Origin of the sequence: Paraburkholderia bengalensis, assembly GCF_037126505.1 — a bacterium.
Classification (GTDB): domain Bacteria; phylum Pseudomonadota; class Gammaproteobacteria; order Burkholderiales; family Burkholderiaceae; genus Paraburkholderia; species Paraburkholderia bengalensis.
This window is the reverse complement of the sequence record NZ_JACFYJ010000001.1, coordinates 174,657-191,538: the sequence shown is the minus strand read 5'-3', so window position 1 is coordinate 191,538 and position 16,882 is coordinate 174,657. Positions and strand designations below refer to the sequence as shown.

Below are 16,882 nucleotides of genomic sequence, written 5' to 3'. Positions count from 1 at the left end.
TTGGAACCTCGGGTCGGGGGGGAGCTCAAGCGGAGATCAGGCGGCGCCGCAGGTCGATGCGGCGCCGGGACGGCGAGGCCGTTATCAGCCCGCTGCGGCGGTTTTGGCGGCGGGACTGAGAACGCCGCTTTTTCCGCCGGGTTTGGCGAACTCCGACATCTGCAGATGGCCGCCGGCGATCTTGTCGCAGGTGCCCTTCGGAACAAGAATCCAGGCTTCCGTGTCATGGTCCATCTTGGCGGTGGCAGCGCATGAACTCTTGCTGGTGCCGCAGTCGTTCTTGCCTGCCTTCGCGATGCCCGCGCACTTTTCGAAGTCGCCGGCTGCAAATGCGGCCGTGCTTGCCGTCGCGACGCCAACGGCAAGCAGACTCGCAATGGCGCCTTGAATGATGCGTTCGCTTTTCATGATGCTTCCTCCAGGGTGGTGATGAGGACAGGCGCGATTGCCTGCGTCCCGGGATGAAGTGTGCAAAGCGCTGCTCACGGCTTTATCGCCCGAAAATCAAATTTTCGTCACGGCGCGCGGCCGCGCTGGACACGCCACGTTGGCGATCTAGAATGATCTGGACAACATGCAATTGCCCGTATGCACGGGCGGTGCCGTGCCCCCAACAGTTCAGTGAGGATGCCCGTCATGTCTCGTAACGTTCTGGTGATCGAAGACGACAATGACATCGCCCAACTCGTCCGCATGCAACTGACGGGTCTTGCCTGCGAGACGACGGTACTGAACGACGGCAGGGCGGGGCTGGCGGAAGCGCTCGCCAGGCCGTATGACCTGGTGGTGCTCGATCTGATGCTGCCGGGCGTCGACGGCCTGGAGATCTGCCGGCGTCTGCGCTCGGAGCGACGCTATACGCCGATCCTGATGCTGACCGCGAAGTCGACTGAACTCGACCGGGTGCTGGGCCTGGAGATGGGGGCTGACGACTACCTCGCCAAACCGTTCAGCGTGCTGGAATTCGTTGCGCGTGTGAAGGCGATTTTCAGGCTCGTCGGGATGCTCGCGAATACGGCGGCGGGAGAGCATACGCTGATCGAATGCAAAGATCTGAAGATCGACGTCGAAAGGCGGGACGTGACCGTGCGTGGCGCTGCAATCATGTTGACCGCCAAGGAGTTTCAGTTGCTGCTTCATTTTGCGCAGAACCCGGGGCGTGTCTATACACGCGCCCAGTTGCTCGATCAGGTGTGGGGCTACAGCCATAGCGGCTATGAACATACGGTCAATTCCCATATCAACCGCCTGCGCGCGAAGATCGAAATCGACCCGAACGCGCCGGAGTACATCCAGACGGTGTGGGGCGTGGGGTACAAGTTCCGCAATGCGACCGAAATCTGACCTTCATCTTTTCGCCACCTTGTATGGCCGGCTCGCGCTGTGGCTGATGGCGGTGTTCGTCGCGATCGGCGCCATCATGATCGTCGCGTCGCAACGGATGTTCGAGACACAGCGGCTATTCGAGTTGATGACCAACCTGGTGGTCGGCACGGTGGCGTTCAGCCTGCTCACCGCGCTCGTCGTTTTCCGCTTTCTCACGCTCAGACTTCGCAAGCTGGCGTCCGCAATCGAAGCCTTCAGGGCGAGCGGGTTCGCCAATCCGATCCGGGTGGAGACGACGGGCGGCAATGACGACGAGATCGGACATCTCATTTCCGCATTTCAGGAGATGTCGGAGCGCATCGCAATGCAGCTCTCGCAGCTTGAACAGGTGGACCGGCAGCGCCGCGAACTGCTCGCCAACGTCTCGCACGATCTGCGAACCCCGCTAGCCTCGATGCAGGGTTATCTCGAGATGGTGCTCATCCGGGACGACGGGTTGTCCCAGGACGACCGTTACCGGTATCTGCAGATAGCAGTGAAGCACTGCGAGCGGCTTGCAAGGCTCGTGCGGGATCTGTTCGATCTCACGAAGCTGGAGGCAAACGAAGTGAGGCCGCAGGTCGAATCATTTCCGATCAGCGAGCTTGCGCAGGATGTCGTCCAGAAGTTTGCGCTCAGCGCGCAGAAGCGCGATCTCAGGCTGAGCGCGAGCGTGTGCGCGGACTGCCCGCCCGTTTGCGCCGATATCGGCATGATGGAGCGCGTGCTCGAGAACCTGATCGAAAACGCCATGCGCTATACGCCGGCCGGCGGGGAAATCAGCGTCGGTGTGCATCGGGCCGGTGACCGGGTCGAGCTTCGGGTGAGCGACACGGGGCAGGGCATTCATCACGACGATATCGGCAACGTCTTCGATCGCTACTATCGCGCCGATCGCAGCGAATCCAGCGACGCAGGCAATGCGGGCCTTGGGCTCGCGATTTCTCGCCGCATCATCGAGCTGCATGGCGGGCGGATTCGCGTCGAAAGTACGCCCGGCCTTGGCACGACCTTCACGGTCGAACTGACGATGGCATGAACATCGCACGTGCCTGCCAAAGCTCAAAGATCGAAGCCGACGATGGTCGAGTCCAAAATGCGGCGCTCGATGAACTCGCCGAGCGCAAAGCCGGGATCACGCTGCAATGCGAGGTCGTAGGCGTCGTCTATGGTTTGCCCTGCGCGCAGTGCGCGCAGCATCGCGAACTCGCCGTCGGGCAGTGCCTGGATATCGACGGCGAAGCCGACGCGACGCACCAGAAGGCGATCGCCACCGGCTTGGGCATCAATGCTTTCGTCGCTCGGGGATTCCGGCTGGTTGACCTGCCAGATCTTCAGGACCGGGAATGCAGAGGCGAACAGCCGGCACGCGGGGTGGAGCCTTAAACGCAGTGTCGAGCATTCTGCGCCAGCGAGGCCCGACAGTTCCGATAGTGGAAGCGGCGCGTGATCCGCAGCATGAAAGACTTCGTGCGCGAGCCATTCGAGCGTCGCGGTATCGGACAGGTAGGGGAGAGAGGCGGCGGGCGGAAAGCTTGCCAGGAACGCCGGAAAGCTGTCGCCGAAACGTTGGATATCGCCGCTTTGCGACGGATGATCGCGTATGTACCGGTTAGCCGTGTAATCGAAGAATTGCTCGCCGACCAGCCTGTCAACGACGGGATAAACGGCGCGCAGTGCTCCACGCAAGTTGTGATACGTGTTGCCGATATAGACCGCCAGCCGGTCGTGCGTGTTGTTGCCGCACAGCGTCCAGTCGATTGCGGACGCGTCCCGGTCAACAATCGCGCCCGCAAACGCGACCTGCAATTCATGAAGCGATTGCATGGCGAGCCCTCATGATCATCGCGGCGTGACTGGATTCTTCGAGCAGAACGTCGAGCGACGGAATGTCGGTGTCCCATTCGATCAGCGTCGGCACAAGGCCGAAGCGGTGGAGCGCACGCGCATAGAGTTCCCAGACGGCGGGTGCAACACGCGTGCCGTGCGTGTCGATCAGCAGGGCACCGACACGGTCGTGGCCCGCAAGATGAATCTCGCCAATTGCATCAACGGGCAGCGCGTCCAGATAGGTGTCGGGATCGATGCCGTTATTTGCTTCATTCACATACAGGTTGTTCACGTCGAGCAATATTCCACAACCCGTCCGCCGGGCGACATCGGCAATGAATTCAGCTTCGGGTATGGTCGAATGACGGAACTGGACATAGCTCGATATGTTCTCGATGAGAATCTGCCTGTGAAGATGTTCCTGCACTTCGTCGACGTGATCGCACACGACATCGAGCGCCTCGTCCGTGTAGGGCAAAGGCAAAAGGTCATTGAGGTGTCTCGATCCGGCGCGCCCCCAACTCAGGTGCTCGGATACGAGTCCGGGCTCGATTCTGCAAACCAGATCGGCCAGATGCCGGAGATGCTCCTTGTCGAGCGGACCCGTCGATCCGAGGCTGAGTCCCACGCCATGCAGACTCAGCGGATACGCATCACGGATACGTTCGAGGTAATGAAGTGGTTGGCCGCCCGCACCAAAATAGTTTTCGCTATGCACTTCAAACCATCCGGCAGGTGGCCGTTCGCGCAGGATCTGCTGATAGTGCGGCGCACGCAGGCCGATTCCGTTCAAGTTTGGCACGGTGCGCGCCGCTGAGAACGGTGTGACAGGGGTACACATCGGGCAATCCTCTTCGGCAACGTGCATGAACTGCACTGTCGTCGATAGTGATCACGAATCCGTCACGATTGCGTCCATTTTTGAACCCGCGCACATCTCTTCGATTCGAGCGGCCTCGCCGCACGCGCTGGTGCCGCGCGGGATGTTCGCCTATCTTTTGGAAGAGCGGAACACCCTTCGACGCGAAATATCGGGCCTTCGTATGAGTCTCAAATGGAAGCTGATCTGGCCGGCCGCGGCCTGTGCGCTACTCATATTCGTCGGTCTGGCGGCCGGTCCCGTTCCTGTGTTGATCGCGGGACATGTGCGATGGGGTCTTCTGATTGTTGTCGCGTTGGCGCTCGCGGTGCTGCTTGTGGTGATGGGCGCCGTGTCGGAGCTTCGCTTGTGCCGTCCCCTTCGGGCCATTCTGCAGACGTTTGGAAATGCCACTCACGCCGATGCAGCGCGCGGGTCCGCCGATGAAATGCAGGCGGTGCAGCGTGCTGCGCGAGAACTTCGCGACAAAGCCGAGGCGCTGGGTCAGGCGCTCAATGCTGCCGAGGCAAAGCGCTCGGCCCTCGCTGCCGAACTGCAATACAGCGAGGAGCGGTACGTACTCGCGATGCGGATCGCGGACGACGGCCCATGGGAATGGAATCTGCAAACGAACGAATTCGTGCTTTCCACGCGCTGGAAATGCATGCTCGGGTATAACGACGACGAATTTGCGGATTCATGGGAGAACTGGCGCGCGCATATTCATCCTCTTGACCTTGCCGGTGTGGATGCGACGCTGCAATGCCGACTGGCAGGCCAGGAACGCCAGTTCGAACATCAGTTCAGGCTATTGCACAGGGATGGCCGGTACCGATGGGTCAGTTCGCTCGGCACCGTCATACGCCACGCGAGTGGCAAGCCGTTGCGCATCGTTGCGCTCGATACGGACATCACGCGAGTAAAGCAGATCGAGAGCGTGCTACAGCATGTTGTCGAAGGGACGGCGGGAATGGGGGGGCGAGGCATTTTTCCGGGCGCTGGTGCGCCACTTCGCCGCCGCTCTGGACGTGCCGTGCGCGTTCATTTCAGAATGCGCCGGGTGGCCACCCAAAAGCGCGCGGACACTCGCTTACTGGCTTCGCGACGACTTCCGCGAAAACATCGAATTCGAACTGGCGGGTACGCCATGCGAAGCGGTGTACAGCAACGGTCACCCTGTATTTCATGCGTCGGGCGTTGGTAAGTTATTTCCCCGTGATAAAGCGTACGAAAGCTATTACGGCATACCGATCTTCGGCACGCGAGGCGAGGTGATTGGACACATGGCTTTCTTCAACGATCGCGAAATGAAGGAACAGGATGTCCTGACCGATGCCGTTTATCAGATCTTCACGACACGCGCGGCTGCCGAAATCGAACGCAAGGCGGCACTCGATCGCCTCAGGCACTCCAGCTTCCCGAACGGGCCGGACGCTTCGGGCGTTGAAGATGCCCCTCGCTCAATGTCGAACGTGACGAACATGTGATTTCCAGTGGATAGAGGCGTGATGAGCGCCAACCAGAATCGCTCCTGAAGTTCGGTATGGAGCGGTTCACTGCGATCGTTTCGGGATGACCCCCGGAGACGAGTGCTCCAGCACAGGACTTGGCGTGACGCGTCAGCCACAGTGGCGGCGCATTTCCTTTCTCTGGAGCAGACATGAAAACCGTTCGCAACGTTATTCTTTGTGCTGTCGTTCCTCTGGTTTGCGCAATGGGCGCGACGCACGCGTACGCGCAAGGTATCGGCCGCAGCGGCACCTACGGACCCATGTGGGACAACGCCGTCACCATGTCCATGGACAAGCTCACTGCACAGCAAAGAAACGAAGTGGTGCAGATCAAGAGCAAGATGATGCAGATGACCATGGAGCACGAACAGGCGATGGCTAAGATGGAAATGGACTTCATGCAGACCATGATGGACTTGCAGAAGCAGTTACTCGACGTGTTCCGTGGGCATTGATTGTTGCGCTGCCGAGCGCGGCATTGAGGCCGAATGGCGAATCCCGCCGCGCTCGTGTTCGTTATCCATGTGCGGCGCGTACCAGCGCTGCTTGAATCTTCGCGCACATACCGCGATGCAAAGCGGTTAGCGCACTGCAATGAATGCAGGTGAACCGAGAGCGATCCGGTTGTTTGGCGGGAATACACACCAGCCATCATGGTGGCGGAAAAAGAACATCGACAATGTGCGGTTTTGACATTCTCTTTCGACGCGTACGTACCGTCTGTTGCGCCCGTCGGCCGGACCGAACCGCGTCACCCTGATGGGCGTGGTCGCGGTTGGCGCGAGCCATTTGTCGATCAGGGAATACAAGGACCGAGGACTCGTATTCATGATGGCCTCCAACTTCTTTCCGATGCGGGCTTAAAGGCACGATGCCTTCGAGGCACCCGGAAGGTAGTGTGGCAGGCGGGGTTCACGTCGTAGTCGCGGAAATATCACAAGTTTGTTCCGGTCCCACGTCGCCATCGAATGGCGCTCGCCGTGCGAGTGCGCAAGCGATACAGCGGTAATCGCTGATGAAAGACCCGGCGATGCGCCGGCTCTTTCATCGCGCCAATTCTCAGCCTGCCGTTTCACGCAAAGGCGCGGGTGGAACAACGGTTTTGATGAGGCCTGTCTTGACGTCGTACACCAGCCCCGACACGATCAGGTTATCGGGTAGGTTGCTGTTCGCGCGAAGTGCGGCGACGTCGAGTGCCACCGCCTCGTATGGTTCGGTGATACGGAGTTCATCGAGCGCGTCCGTCTCCACGCCGAGATGCTTCGCGAGCAATGCAGGCGCATGCTTATGGCAGCCGATGATTCCGCAATCCGTGTGCTGGAGCAGAACGAGATTGCGCGCACCATCGGGTCGTCCTGCCGCTTTCGCAACGACGCTCAGCACGGCCAGCGTTTCGAGCAGCGGTTTGTTGACCCGGCCACCCACATTGCGAATCACGGCTGCCTCACCCTGCTTCAAACCGAGCACATTGGCGGGATCGACGCGAGGATCGACACAGCCGACAACCACCGTTCCCGTCGATGGCATCATTTTCAGTTCAGGTGCGAACGCGGTGTTGGCGTAGTCGGCGTTGCGCTCCAGCATGACATCGTTGAAGTCCATTTTTCCTGCTCCTGCGTTGTTGGCTCAAAGTAGCCTGATTGAAGTTCGCGCGTCTGTCGCATCGCACACGCGCGATGCGCACCCGACGACGGTATCGCGCATTTATCGCACGCGGCTCAGGCGAGCTCTTCCAGATCGCTGGCGGGCTCTTCACCCACTGCGCGCACTGATCGCTCGATGACGTGCTGCTTCGGCGTACGGTCGATCACCAGCCCGAGCACGTCGGGACGGCTGTAATGACCACGGGAGTCCATCATGCGTTTGCGCTTGTCGATCTGCCAGAAATCCAGATCGGCGATGATCTCGCCCTCTCCTTCACGCAGCGGTGCGCCACCCATGTACTCGCCGTCCGGCGACACGATGGCGGTGAAACAGCCGCTGGAGATCGGGCCAATCTGGGTTGTGTTCGTATCCCGCAGAATCTGCTGTTGCTGTTCGGGCGTGAGCCAAGCGGTCGCGTTGACCACGAATGCCCCAGCCTCCAGCGCGTGCTGGCGGATGTTCACGGAGATCTGCTCGGAGAAAAGATCACCGGCGAACGAACCCGGATACATGGCCGAATGAATTTCCTCGCCATCGGCCATCAGCGCATAGCGTGCGAGCGGGTTGTAGTGCTCCCAGCACGCCAGCTGGCCGACGCGGCCCACCGCGGTATCGATTGCGCGCAAGCCTGATCCATCGCCCATTCCCCAGACCATTCGCTCGTGGTAAGTCGGCGAGAGCTTGCGGCGCCGCTGCACGAGCGTGCCATCGGCATCGAACAGGAGTTGCGTGTTGTAGAGCGTGCCGCCGTCGCGCTCGTTGACGCCAATCGACACCACCATGCCCGCCTGGCGCGCCGCCTCGCCGATTGCGCGAGTCGTATCCGACGGGACAGTCACCGCCTGCTCGAGCAGCTTGTAGTGCTCGGCCCCCATTGCGAATGGCGATTCGACGAACGAAAAGTACGGATAATAGGGAACGACGGTCTCGGGGAACGTGGCGAACTGAACGCCCTGCTTGCCGAGTTCCAGAATCTTTCTGACGACTTTATCGACAGTACCTTCCCGGCTATACAGGACAGGCGCAATCTGGACGGCTGCGGCGCGGATGATCTTTGACATGGTGATGTTCCTTTCCTGGCTGCGATGCGGATAAGAGAAGTGCCTGTACCTTAACGTCGCGGGCCATGACTAACCATGTCGTTGTTGCCACCATTCATGACATCCGTCGCCGGAGCGCAGTAAGCTCGTAATTGCGATTCATCCAGACGGCAGTCATTCACACCAGGTTCACATTGCGGACGGCAGGATCAGATATGCACCGGATTGGCTTCATAGTGCCGAAGAGATTTCAGATGATGAGCCTCGCGGCTCTAACGGTGTTCGAGATCGCGAATATGCCGCCGAGAGGCCCGTGCTACGAGGTTCATCTGCTGTCCGAACACGGTGGTCCCGTCGTATCTTCGGGTGGCATGACACTGGAAACCGAGGCGTTTGGCGATCCGGCGTTCGACACGGTCATCGTGGGCTCAATCACTGAAATGAAAATGCCGTCTTCCGACGCGCCTGTGGTGGCTTTCGTGAAAGAGGCAGCCAAAGCATCCCGACGGATAGCCTCGATCTGCAGTGGCGCATTTGTCCTCGCCGAGGCGGGACTTCTGGAGGGCAGACGCGCAACCATGCATTGGGCTCACGCGTCCGAATTCAGGGCGCGGTTCCCTAATGTCCGCACAGAAGAAGACCGGATATTCGTCAACGACGGTCCGTACTGGACCTCAGCGGGAATGACGGCGGGGATCGACCTCGCCCTGGCGTTGCTCGACAACGACCTCGGGCCCGATGCCGCAAAAATGGTCGCCAGACTTCTTGTCATGAATCAGCGTCGGCTGGGTGGTCAGATGCAGCATTCCGCACTGCTGGATATGACGCCGAAATCCGACCGGATCGAATTGGTCCTCGCGCATATCCGCCGCAACCTGCGCAATCCACTCACCATCGAAGAACTTGCGGAGGTGGCGAACCTCAGCCCTCGGCAGTTCAGCCGCGCATTCGTCGCCGAGACCGGTCAGTCGCCCGCCAAAGCTGTCGAACGGCTTCGTCTGGAAGCCGCCAGATTCATGATCGAGCAAGGCCGTCATACGATTAACGTGGTGGCGCAGGAAACGGGTTTCGCGGACCGGGAGCGGATGCGCCGCGCGTTCGTCCGAACGTATGGCGTACCCGCCGATATCCTGCGCAGGAGCGCCCGGGCGGAACTCGGCACTGACACCTTGGATCGCATGGTGTAGCGAGCCTGGTTCACGCACGGCTTTGCGCAGCGCCATGGACTTGCGCGGGTCACGATGCCCGTCCATCCGGCCGGACGCGGCGGAATGCGACGAGCAGCGAAAGGTCATAGGCAATCTTGAGCACACCGCACGCGAGCAGCGGCGCACCGAGCCATCCCAGACCGAGTAGCACCCCGGATAGTGTCGGCGCGAGGGCTGCCGCGAGGCTTCTTGGCACCGCGGTGAAACTGGCGGCAGCGGGGCGTTCAGCCGGGGTGACGATCGACATCACATACGCGCTGCGAGTCGGCACATCCATCTGCGAGAGCGCGCTGCGCGCAAGGAGCAGCGCCAGGGTCAGCGCAAGCGACGGGGAAAACGCGGCGGCAATGAGGCATATGCTCGACGGGATATGCGTAAACACCATCGTGTTGAGCAAGCCGATACGGCGCGACAGCGGCGCAGCGACCAGTTGAGAACCCGCGCTGAGCAGCCCCGCCCAGAAAAAGAACTGACCTGCTGCGCCAAGCGATAATCCAAACCGCTGGATCAACCACAAGGTCAGCAGCGAGTTGACGAGAAGACCACCTGCAAAGGCATCGACGCTGAACAGCAGCGCCAGACGGGTGACGATTCCGCGCGAGGGACCGAGCGGTGTGGAAGGCATGCCAGTTGCCGGATGGTGCGATGGTAGATGCCGATAGAGAACCCAGACAATGAAGCCCGTCGTCGAGTAGACGATAAACATCGCGCGCATCGCGATGAGGGGTGTGACCGCCGAGTGTGCAGCGATCCAGTCGGGCAATGCGGCCGCGAGGGCGCCGAGTGAGGCAGACAGCGCACCGATCAGGCTATAGCGCGCGAACAGTGCGGTACGTGCATCGCCTGTCGCTGACTCCGCGAGCCGCGCATGCTCAAGCGGAAGAAACAGGCTGACATCGCCCGAACTCGGGTTCAGTGTGCCGACGAACGCAACGACGAGCAGCGGCCACAGTGATGACAACCCGGCGAACGCCAGACCGGTGGCGATCATGAGGGCCGCCGCGAAGCGCAACAGACCGCGCGGCGCAAAGCGATTGCCGACGGCACCCACCAGCACGGTTGCGAAAGCCGAGCCGAACAGGGTGGTCGTGCTGATGAGTCCGACGGCCAGTTGTCCAAAGCCAAGCGCCAGCAGATAGCCGGGCAGCAGCACTGCGATAAAGCCGTCGCACACGCCGCGCAGTCCCCTGGCAACCAGCAGGATCAGGGCACTCTGCTCGACTCCGTCGGGAAGCAGAAGCGCTGGGCGAGTCAGGATACCCATGCAGGCCGCCGACCAGGTTCGCAGGACATGTCACGCCGGTTTTTGCGCAGGCATCGCAGCCCGCAGCCTCGACGCGGCGTTGTCCCAGTTGATGATGCTGAAAAGCTGGTTGACGTAGTCGTTGCGCCGGTTCTGGTACTTCAGATAGTAGGCATGCTCGAACACATCGAGGATCAGGACGGGCTGGATGCCCCACGCCGTGAGCTTCTGATGGTTCTCGCATTGCAGGATCATCAGCTTGCCCGTCGCTGGGTGATAGCCGACCACGCCCCAGCCCGACGCCTCGACAGCAACCGTTGCAGCGATCAGCTGACTCTTGAACTTTGCATACGAACCGAAGTTCCTGTCGATGGCCTTGGCCAGATCGCCCCTCGGCTCACCGCCTTTTCCCGAGATGCTCGTCCAGTAAACCGTATGCAGGATGTGACTGGACAGCTGGAAGGCAAGCTCCTTTTCGTAAAACTTCACGAGCGCGAAGTCGTTCGAGTCCCGGGCTTTCGCAAGTGCGTCCTCTGCCTTGTTGGCGGCGACCACCGCGGGCTTGTGATGAAAGTTATAGTGCAGTTCGACTGTGCGGGCGTCGATCGCCGGTTCCAGCGCGTCGTAGGCGAAGGGAAGCGGGCCCGCCGCATATTTGCCATCGGCGTCGGTCAGCTTGTCGACAAAGCCGGGTTCTTCAACCGCGTGTGCGTTTTGCGCTTGTGCGAGCACAACACCCGCGCCGAGCGCGGCCGTGTTGTGCAGGAAAGTACGACGTGTTGCCATGACTGCTGTCCTCGCAGGTGGACGCACGCGCAGGAAATCAGATGGCGTGCGCATGAATGAGCGGGTACACGACAAGGCCGATGAGCGCAGCCGCGACCACAATGACCGGTTCCTGCAGCTTCTTGAAACGCCACAGCAACAGTGCGGTCACGAGGGCCAGCAGAACGGTCGGCCAGTCGACGATGGAGCGACGCGCGATGACTATCACCGAGCCGGTGATCGCGCCGACAGCGGCGGCCGTAATGCCGTCGACAAACGCCTTGACGGCGGGCAGCTTGCCGTACTTCCTGAAGTACGGCGCGGGCAGCACGGTAAAGAGATAGCACGGCAGGAAGGTGCCGAGCGCGGCTATGCAGGCACCGGCAAAACCTGCGACCAGATAGCCGATGAAGCCAACGGTGATGACGACGGGTCCCGGCGTAATCATCGCGACGGCGACGGCATCGACGAACTGCTTGTCATTGAGCCAGTGATGTTCGGTGACCACACCGCCGTACAGAAACGGGACGATCGCCAGCCCCGAACCGAACACGAAGGCGCCCGCTTTCGCGAAGAACAGTCCGATCTGGCCGAGCAGGGGCCAGTCGAGCCCGCCGAGTATCCCGCTGGCAACGGGCAACTGCGTTGCCGCAACGGCGTGCAGGCCATCCTTCGCCAGCCATCGCGGCGGGGCGACCACGAACCAGTTGATGAGGCCGCCTGCAATGAAGAGCCACGCGATTTCGGATTCGGTGATGACCGTCACCGCGGCGAGCGTCAGGTAGATCGCCCACAGAATCCGGTTCCTGCCGACGGTCCGCGCGGTGAGCTTGTAGGCGCTCATCGCGATGATGCCGACAACAGCCGCACCCACCCCATAGAAGGCCGCCTGCATCCAGGATAGGCCGCCAAAATGCGCATAGGCCCAGCCGAGGCCGACGACCATCAGGAACGACGGCAACACGAACGCGATACCGGCGAGCGTCGCACCGACGAGGTGATAGTGCACGTGGCCCATATAGATGCCGAGTTGCGCGGCCAATGGCCCCGGCATCATTTGCGCGAGCGCGAGCCCCTCGCGATAGTCCGACTCGCTGATCCAGCCGCGCTGCTCGACGAGATCGCGGTGCATGTAGCCCACGAGCGCCACCGGGCCGCCGAACCCGAACATGCCGAGTCTCAACATGTACAGCACCAGCTGCCTCAGCGTGTAGCCAGGCACCGTCGCCGTCGTCGTGTTCATGATCGTCCCCCGGTCTCGCGGCTCCTGGCGGCATTCGAGAAATGCGTGTAAAGCGAGTCGAGCACGCGGCTCATTTCGTCGAGCAGGTGATCGTCGTCGGTTGCGCGCTCCCTCGCGCCCGCCATCACGGCTTCGAAACCGATCGCTTCAGGAACGGGGGCACCACCGACATCGAGCGTATGGACCATCGCGCCAAGTCGAAGCAGTGCCCGGTCCTTGTCGAGACCGAAGCTCGCCATCAGCACCTCGAAGGTCACGCGCTCGCCGACATGCGTGAACGCCGCACCGTCGAAGTCGAAACCAATTGCGTTGGCGGGGCATGCGCCCGGCGATGTGAGCCAGATGAACCGCGCATCGCGATCGATGAAGCGACGGATCAGCCAGGCGCTCGCCACGCGGTCGACCCACATATGCTGACGCGTGGCCCAGGTACGGCCCTGATAGTCGCCGACCGGGAGGCTTCGGATCGGCCGTTCGGCCGAATGCGGCTCGCCCGGCGACAACACGGTGTCGACCAGACCGATGAAGTCCTGCCACGCAGCCTCGGCCCGGGTCGAGGCGTCGCCTGGAAAATAATCGATTGCGACGATGGCTTCGTAGTCCTTGCGCAACTTGCGCAGCAGCTTCGTGAGATCAGCCGCCGATTGGCCGGAAACGGTTTTGCGTGCGTCCTGTAGTGAGCGCATGAACCCGGCGTGATCTTCGCCGCGGTCGAAAAGCGCACGGAATTCCTCGTCCTGCGCAGCATCGAGGCTCGGTGCGCGCAGCAGGTGTGCGGTGCCCCCGCTGTCCGCGATGGCGCTCGCCAGTTCGCGGAGCATCTGCTCGTGCGCTTCGGTGTAGGGCAGCAGATAGATGCCATCGCGCAGCACGGCGCATCCCTTCGCTTTCAAGGTTCGCCAGAAGCGCATCCGCGCCGTGGCGTTTTCGGTGGGAAGCGTGAGAACCAGCAGGGACCAGGTTGTCGTGATGTTCATGTAGCGTAAACTACACGTCAGTAGCATGATCTACAACCGATTTTTTGGGCGGCGGCGACCGGAAGCGGATAGATCGTCGGCTTGCACCGTGAACGGGATCATGCGCACCACGTCTGAGTCGGCGCTGAACCCGAATGGTTCACGCGCCAAGGCGCTCAAGCCGTGGTCCCGTATCAAGTCATTGTTTGCAAAGGAAATGTCGGCGCTGGCATAGTCAGTGCAATGTGAGTTCGAACTTGTATGCAAGATTGAACTCATGACAGTCACCCAAGCTGACCAGCCATTTACCGTTCGCTCGCTCGTCGATGCTTACGCATGCGGGGATGCCGATCCGTTGCAGGTGATCGCAACGACGCTCGCGCGGATCGAGGCCAGCGCGCGGCCTGAAGCATGGACGCTCGTCGTTCCGGCAGCCGATCTCAAGGCGACGGCCGCCGCGCTCGCACGCGAACTCGCTGAGTGCGGCGCGGCGGTGTTCGAGCGCAAGCCGCTGTTCGGCGTGCCGTTCGCGGTGAAGGACAACATCGACATTGCGGGTTTGCCGACCACGGCCGGTTGCCCGGCGTTTGCCTATACACCGGACGAGACGGCTTTCGCCGTTCAACGTCTGATCGACGCCGGCGCAATCCTTATCGGCAAGACCAATCTCGATCAGTTCGCGACGGGACTCGTCGGCACGCGCTCGCCGTTCGGCGCGGTGCGGCAGGTCAATCGTCCCGAGTATGTGTCGGGCGGATCGAGTTCGGGATCGGCGGTGACGGTGGCGCAAGGCATCGTCGCGTTCTCGCTGGGCACCGATACGGCCGGTTCGGGCCGTGTGCCCGCAGGGTTCAACGGCATCGTCGGACTCAAGCCGACGCTCGGGCTCGTCAGCAAGCGCGGCGTCGTGCCCGCATGCAAGAGTCTCGATACGCTGTCGATCTTCGCGCACGACGTCGCCGATGCCTGGCTCGTCCTGCAACACATGGCCGCGTTCGACGCGCTCGATGGTTACTCGCGGCACGTCGCGTCGCTCGGTTTGCTGCCGGATGCACCGCGTGTGGCGATCCCGGACACGCTCGAATTCTTCGGCGACACGCAGGCAGCCGATGCTTTCGCCGCGACGCTGGACCGTTTGAAGCTGGCACCCGCGACGTTCCCGTTCGCGCCGATGCAGCGCACCGTCGCGCTGCTTTACGACGGTCCATGGGTCGCGGAACGCCGCGCGGCGCTGGGCGAGTTCTTCACGACCCATCACGGCGATATTGATACGACCGTCGCGACAGTCATCGGCAAGGCAGAGGCTTTTTCCGCCGCCGACGCCTTTAATGGCCAATACGAACTCATGCTGCTCAAGCGCGAAGTCCAAGCGCTGTTCGATCGCGTCGACATACTGATCGTGCCGACGACGCCGACACATCCGACCATCGCCGAAGTGCGGGCCAATCCCGTCGAAGTGAACAGCCGCCTCGGCGTCTATACGAACTTCGTCAATCTGCTCGATCTGTGCGCGCTCGCCGTGCCGTGTCTGCCACGCGCCGATGGCTTGCCCGCCGGCATCACGCTGATCGGACCCGCTGGCGCGGATCGGCGTCTTGCCGTGCTCGGCGCGAGGATTCAGGCCGTCTTCGAGGACGCGACGCCTGCCGCGGCCATCGAGCCACTGCCGTTCCAGGAACCGGGCATCAGGCTCGCTGTGGTCGGCGCACATTTGCGCGGCATGCCCCTCGAATGGCAGATGCAGCAGGCGGGCGCGCGCTTCGTCGAAGAAACGGTGACGTCGCCGCACTACCAACTTTTTGCGCTGGCCGACACGCAGCCGCCCAAGCCGGGTCTCGTACGCACTCAAGCGGAAGGCAGCCCGATCGCCATTGAGCTATGGGACATGCCCGTGCGCACCTTCGGCGCATTCGTCGCGGCGATTCCCGCGCCGCTCGGCATCGGCACGATCACCACGGGCGATGGTCGCGAGGTCAAGGGCTTCATCTGCGAGCCCGCCGCCGTCGCGCCCGGAAGCGGCGCACGCGACATCACGTCGTTCGGCGGCTGGCGCGCGTATCGGCACAGCGACGTCTGTTCATCCATCGATCAACCCACACAGGAAGCCACATCATGACCAATCGCCGCCAGTTCATCCAACGCGCGGGCGCGCTCGCGCTTGGCAGCGCGATGCCCTTCGAACTCGCGTTCGGCGCAAGCAATCTCACCGTCGGTGTGATCTATGTCGGCGCGAAGGGCGATTACGGCTACAACCAGGCACAGGCTCAGGCCGCCGCGATCATCAAGAAGATGCCGGGTGTGAAAGTGGTCGAGGAAGAGAACGTGCCCGAGACGGTCGCCGTGCAAAAGACCATGGAAGCGATGATCGAGCAGGACGGCGCGACGCTGATCTTCGCGACCTCGTTCGGCTATTTCGATCCGCACGTGCTCAAGATGGCCGCGAAATATCCGAAGGTCCGCTTCGCGCATTGCGGCGGTCTGCGGAAGCAGGGGAACCCGCCGAATATCGCCAGCTACTTTGGCTATATCGACGAATGTCAGTACCTCAACGGCGTCGTCGCCGGTCACGTGAGCAAAACGAAGAAGCTGGGTTTCGTCGCTGCGAAGCCGATTCCGCAAGTGCTGCGCAATATCAACGCGTTCACGCTCGGCGCGCAATCGGTCGATCCGTCGATCACCACGCATGTGATCTTCACGGGCGACTGGTCGATGCCCGTCAAGGAAGCCGAAGCGGCCAACAGTCTCGTCGATCAGGGATGCGATGTGCTGACCTGTCACGTGGACGGCCCGAAGGTCGTCATCGAAACGGCGGAGAAGCGCGGCGCGATGAGTTGCGGTTATCACGCGAGTCAGGCCGCACTCGCGCCGAAGGGTTATCTCACCGGCGCGGAATGGGACTGGGCGACGCCGTTCAAGGAACTCGTCACGGATGCGCAAGCGGGCAAGCCGCAACCGAACATCTTGCGCGGCGGCCTGAAGGAAGGCTTCGTGAAGATGTCGCCCTACGGCGCGAAGGTCACGCCCGATGCGAAGGCGAACGCCGACGCGATCAAGTCGAAGATGGCAGCGGGCGACTACGTGATCTTCAAAGGCCCGATGAAGGACAACAAGGGCGGCAATGCGATCGCTTCGGGCACCGCGTACGCGCAGACGGATATCAAGCTTGAAAGCATGAACTATCTCGTCGCGGGTGTCGTCGGGCAGATCTGATTTTTTCG

The 16,882-nt window shown here is 61.7% G+C and carries 17 protein-coding genes; 8 read left to right on the top strand and 9 right to left on the bottom strand.

Annotation, left to right across the window (positions count from 1 at the left end; genetic code table 11):
• Nucleotides 1–84: 84 nt before the first annotated feature.
• A complete protein-coding gene (locus H3V53_RS00895; RefSeq protein ID WP_336596287.1) occupies nt 85–408 on the bottom strand; it encodes a BufA1 family periplasmic bufferin-type metallophore in 324 nt (107 codons plus the stop codon).
• 228 nt (nt 409–636) lie between these two features.
• Between H3V53_RS00895 and H3V53_RS00890 the strand changes: the two genes are divergently transcribed.
• Both H3V53_RS00890 and H3V53_RS00885 read left to right on the top strand, forming a co-directional pair.
• Entirely contained in the window at nt 637–1,344 is a 708-nt protein-coding gene (locus H3V53_RS00890) for a response regulator transcription factor (protein WP_336596286.1), read from the top strand.
• Entirely contained in the window at nt 1,328–2,404 is a 1,077-nt protein-coding gene (locus tag H3V53_RS00885; protein WP_336596285.1) for a sensor histidine kinase, read from the top strand. Before H3V53_RS00890 ends, H3V53_RS00885 begins: the two co-directional genes overlap by 17 nt.
• A gap of 23 nt (nt 2,405–2,427) precedes the next feature.
• Here H3V53_RS00885 and H3V53_RS00880 read toward each other — a convergent pair whose 3' ends face one another.
• Nucleotides 2,428–3,192, bottom strand: coding sequence for an HvfC/BufC N-terminal domain-containing protein (locus H3V53_RS00880; protein ID WP_336596284.1), 765 nt, complete (start codon nt 3,190–3,192; stop codon nt 2,428–2,430).
• Entirely contained in the window at nt 3,176–3,997 is an 822-nt protein-coding gene (gene bufB / locus H3V53_RS00875; protein ID WP_419539384.1) for an MNIO family bufferin maturase, read from the bottom strand. The genes H3V53_RS00880 and bufB overlap by 17 nt, the downstream gene beginning before the upstream one ends.
• Before the next feature lie 64 nt (nt 3,998–4,061).
• Between bufB and H3V53_RS00870 the strand changes: the two genes are divergently transcribed.
• The 3 genes from H3V53_RS00870 to H3V53_RS00860 all read left to right on the top strand — a co-directional run bounded on the left by H3V53_RS00870 (nt 4,062) and on the right by H3V53_RS00860 (nt 6,020).
• Nucleotides 4,062–5,258, top strand: coding sequence for a PAS domain-containing protein (locus H3V53_RS00870; protein ID WP_336596282.1), 1,197 nt, complete (start codon nt 4,062–4,064; stop codon nt 5,256–5,258).
• Nucleotides 5,212–5,541 (top strand): hypothetical protein, encoded by a 330-nt coding sequence (locus tag H3V53_RS00865; RefSeq protein ID WP_336596281.1) that lies wholly within the window; start codon nt 5,212–5,214, stop codon nt 5,539–5,541. Before H3V53_RS00870 ends, H3V53_RS00865 begins: the two co-directional genes overlap by 47 nt.
• A gap of 173 nt (nt 5,542–5,714) precedes the next feature.
• A complete protein-coding gene (locus H3V53_RS00860) occupies nt 5,715–6,020 on the top strand; it encodes a hypothetical protein (protein ID WP_336596280.1) in 306 nt (101 codons plus the stop codon).
• 604 nt (nt 6,021–6,624) lie between these two features.
• On the opposite strand, the gene H3V53_RS00855 is transcribed toward H3V53_RS00860, so the two are convergent.
• On the bottom strand, nt 6,625–7,167 hold the full coding sequence (locus H3V53_RS00855; protein ID WP_054925946.1) for a carbonic anhydrase: 543 nt from the start codon (nt 7,165–7,167) through the stop codon (nt 6,625–6,627).
• 116 nt (nt 7,168–7,283) lie between these two features.
• Nucleotides 7,284–8,270: a nitrilase-related carbon-nitrogen hydrolase gene (locus H3V53_RS00850; protein ID WP_336596279.1), complete on the bottom strand. Its 987-nt coding sequence runs from the start codon at nt 8,268–8,270 to the stop codon at nt 7,284–7,286.
• Between the two features lie 194 nt (nt 8,271–8,464).
• Here H3V53_RS00850 and H3V53_RS00845 point away from each other — a divergent pair, with 194 nt between their 5' ends.
• Nucleotides 8,465–9,436 (top strand): GlxA family transcriptional regulator, encoded by a 972-nt coding sequence (locus tag H3V53_RS00845; protein ID WP_336596278.1) that lies wholly within the window; start codon nt 8,465–8,467, stop codon nt 9,434–9,436.
• A gap of 49 nt (nt 9,437–9,485) precedes the next feature.
• Here H3V53_RS00845 and H3V53_RS00840 read toward each other — a convergent pair whose 3' ends face one another.
• The 4 genes from H3V53_RS00840 to H3V53_RS00825 are packed head-to-tail and all read right to left on the bottom strand — an operon-like array spanning nt 9,486 to nt 13,685.
• Entirely contained in the window at nt 9,486–10,721 is a 1,236-nt protein-coding gene (locus tag H3V53_RS00840) for an MFS transporter (RefSeq protein ID WP_336596277.1), read from the bottom strand.
• A gap of 30 nt (nt 10,722–10,751) precedes the next feature.
• Nucleotides 10,752–11,486, bottom strand: coding sequence for a superoxide dismutase (locus tag H3V53_RS00835; protein WP_336596276.1), 735 nt, complete (start codon nt 11,484–11,486; stop codon nt 10,752–10,754).
• Nucleotides 11,487–11,523: 37 nt separating this feature from the next.
• On the bottom strand, nt 11,524–12,708 hold the full coding sequence (locus H3V53_RS00830) for a chromate transporter (protein WP_336596275.1): 1,185 nt from the start codon (nt 12,706–12,708) through the stop codon (nt 11,524–11,526).
• Complete coding sequence (locus H3V53_RS00825) at nt 12,705–13,685, bottom strand: chromate resistance protein ChrB domain-containing protein (RefSeq protein WP_336596274.1); 981 nt, start codon at nt 13,683–13,685, stop codon at nt 12,705–12,707. The genes H3V53_RS00830 and H3V53_RS00825 overlap by 4 nt, the downstream gene beginning before the upstream one ends.
• 256 nt (nt 13,686–13,941) lie before the next feature.
• On the opposite strand from H3V53_RS00825, the gene atzF reads away from it, so the two are divergent.
• Both atzF and H3V53_RS00815 read left to right on the top strand, forming a co-directional pair.
• The gene (gene atzF, locus H3V53_RS00820; protein ID WP_336596273.1) at nt 13,942–15,780 is read left to right on the top strand and encodes an allophanate hydrolase; all 1,839 of its coding nucleotides are present in this window, start codon (nt 13,942–13,944) and stop codon (nt 15,778–15,780) included.
• On the top strand, nt 15,777–16,874 hold the full coding sequence (locus tag H3V53_RS00815; RefSeq protein WP_336596272.1) for a BMP family ABC transporter substrate-binding protein: 1,098 nt from the start codon (nt 15,777–15,779) through the stop codon (nt 16,872–16,874). The genes atzF and H3V53_RS00815 overlap by 4 nt, the downstream gene beginning before the upstream one ends.
• Nucleotides 16,875–16,882 lie beyond the last annotated feature (8 nt).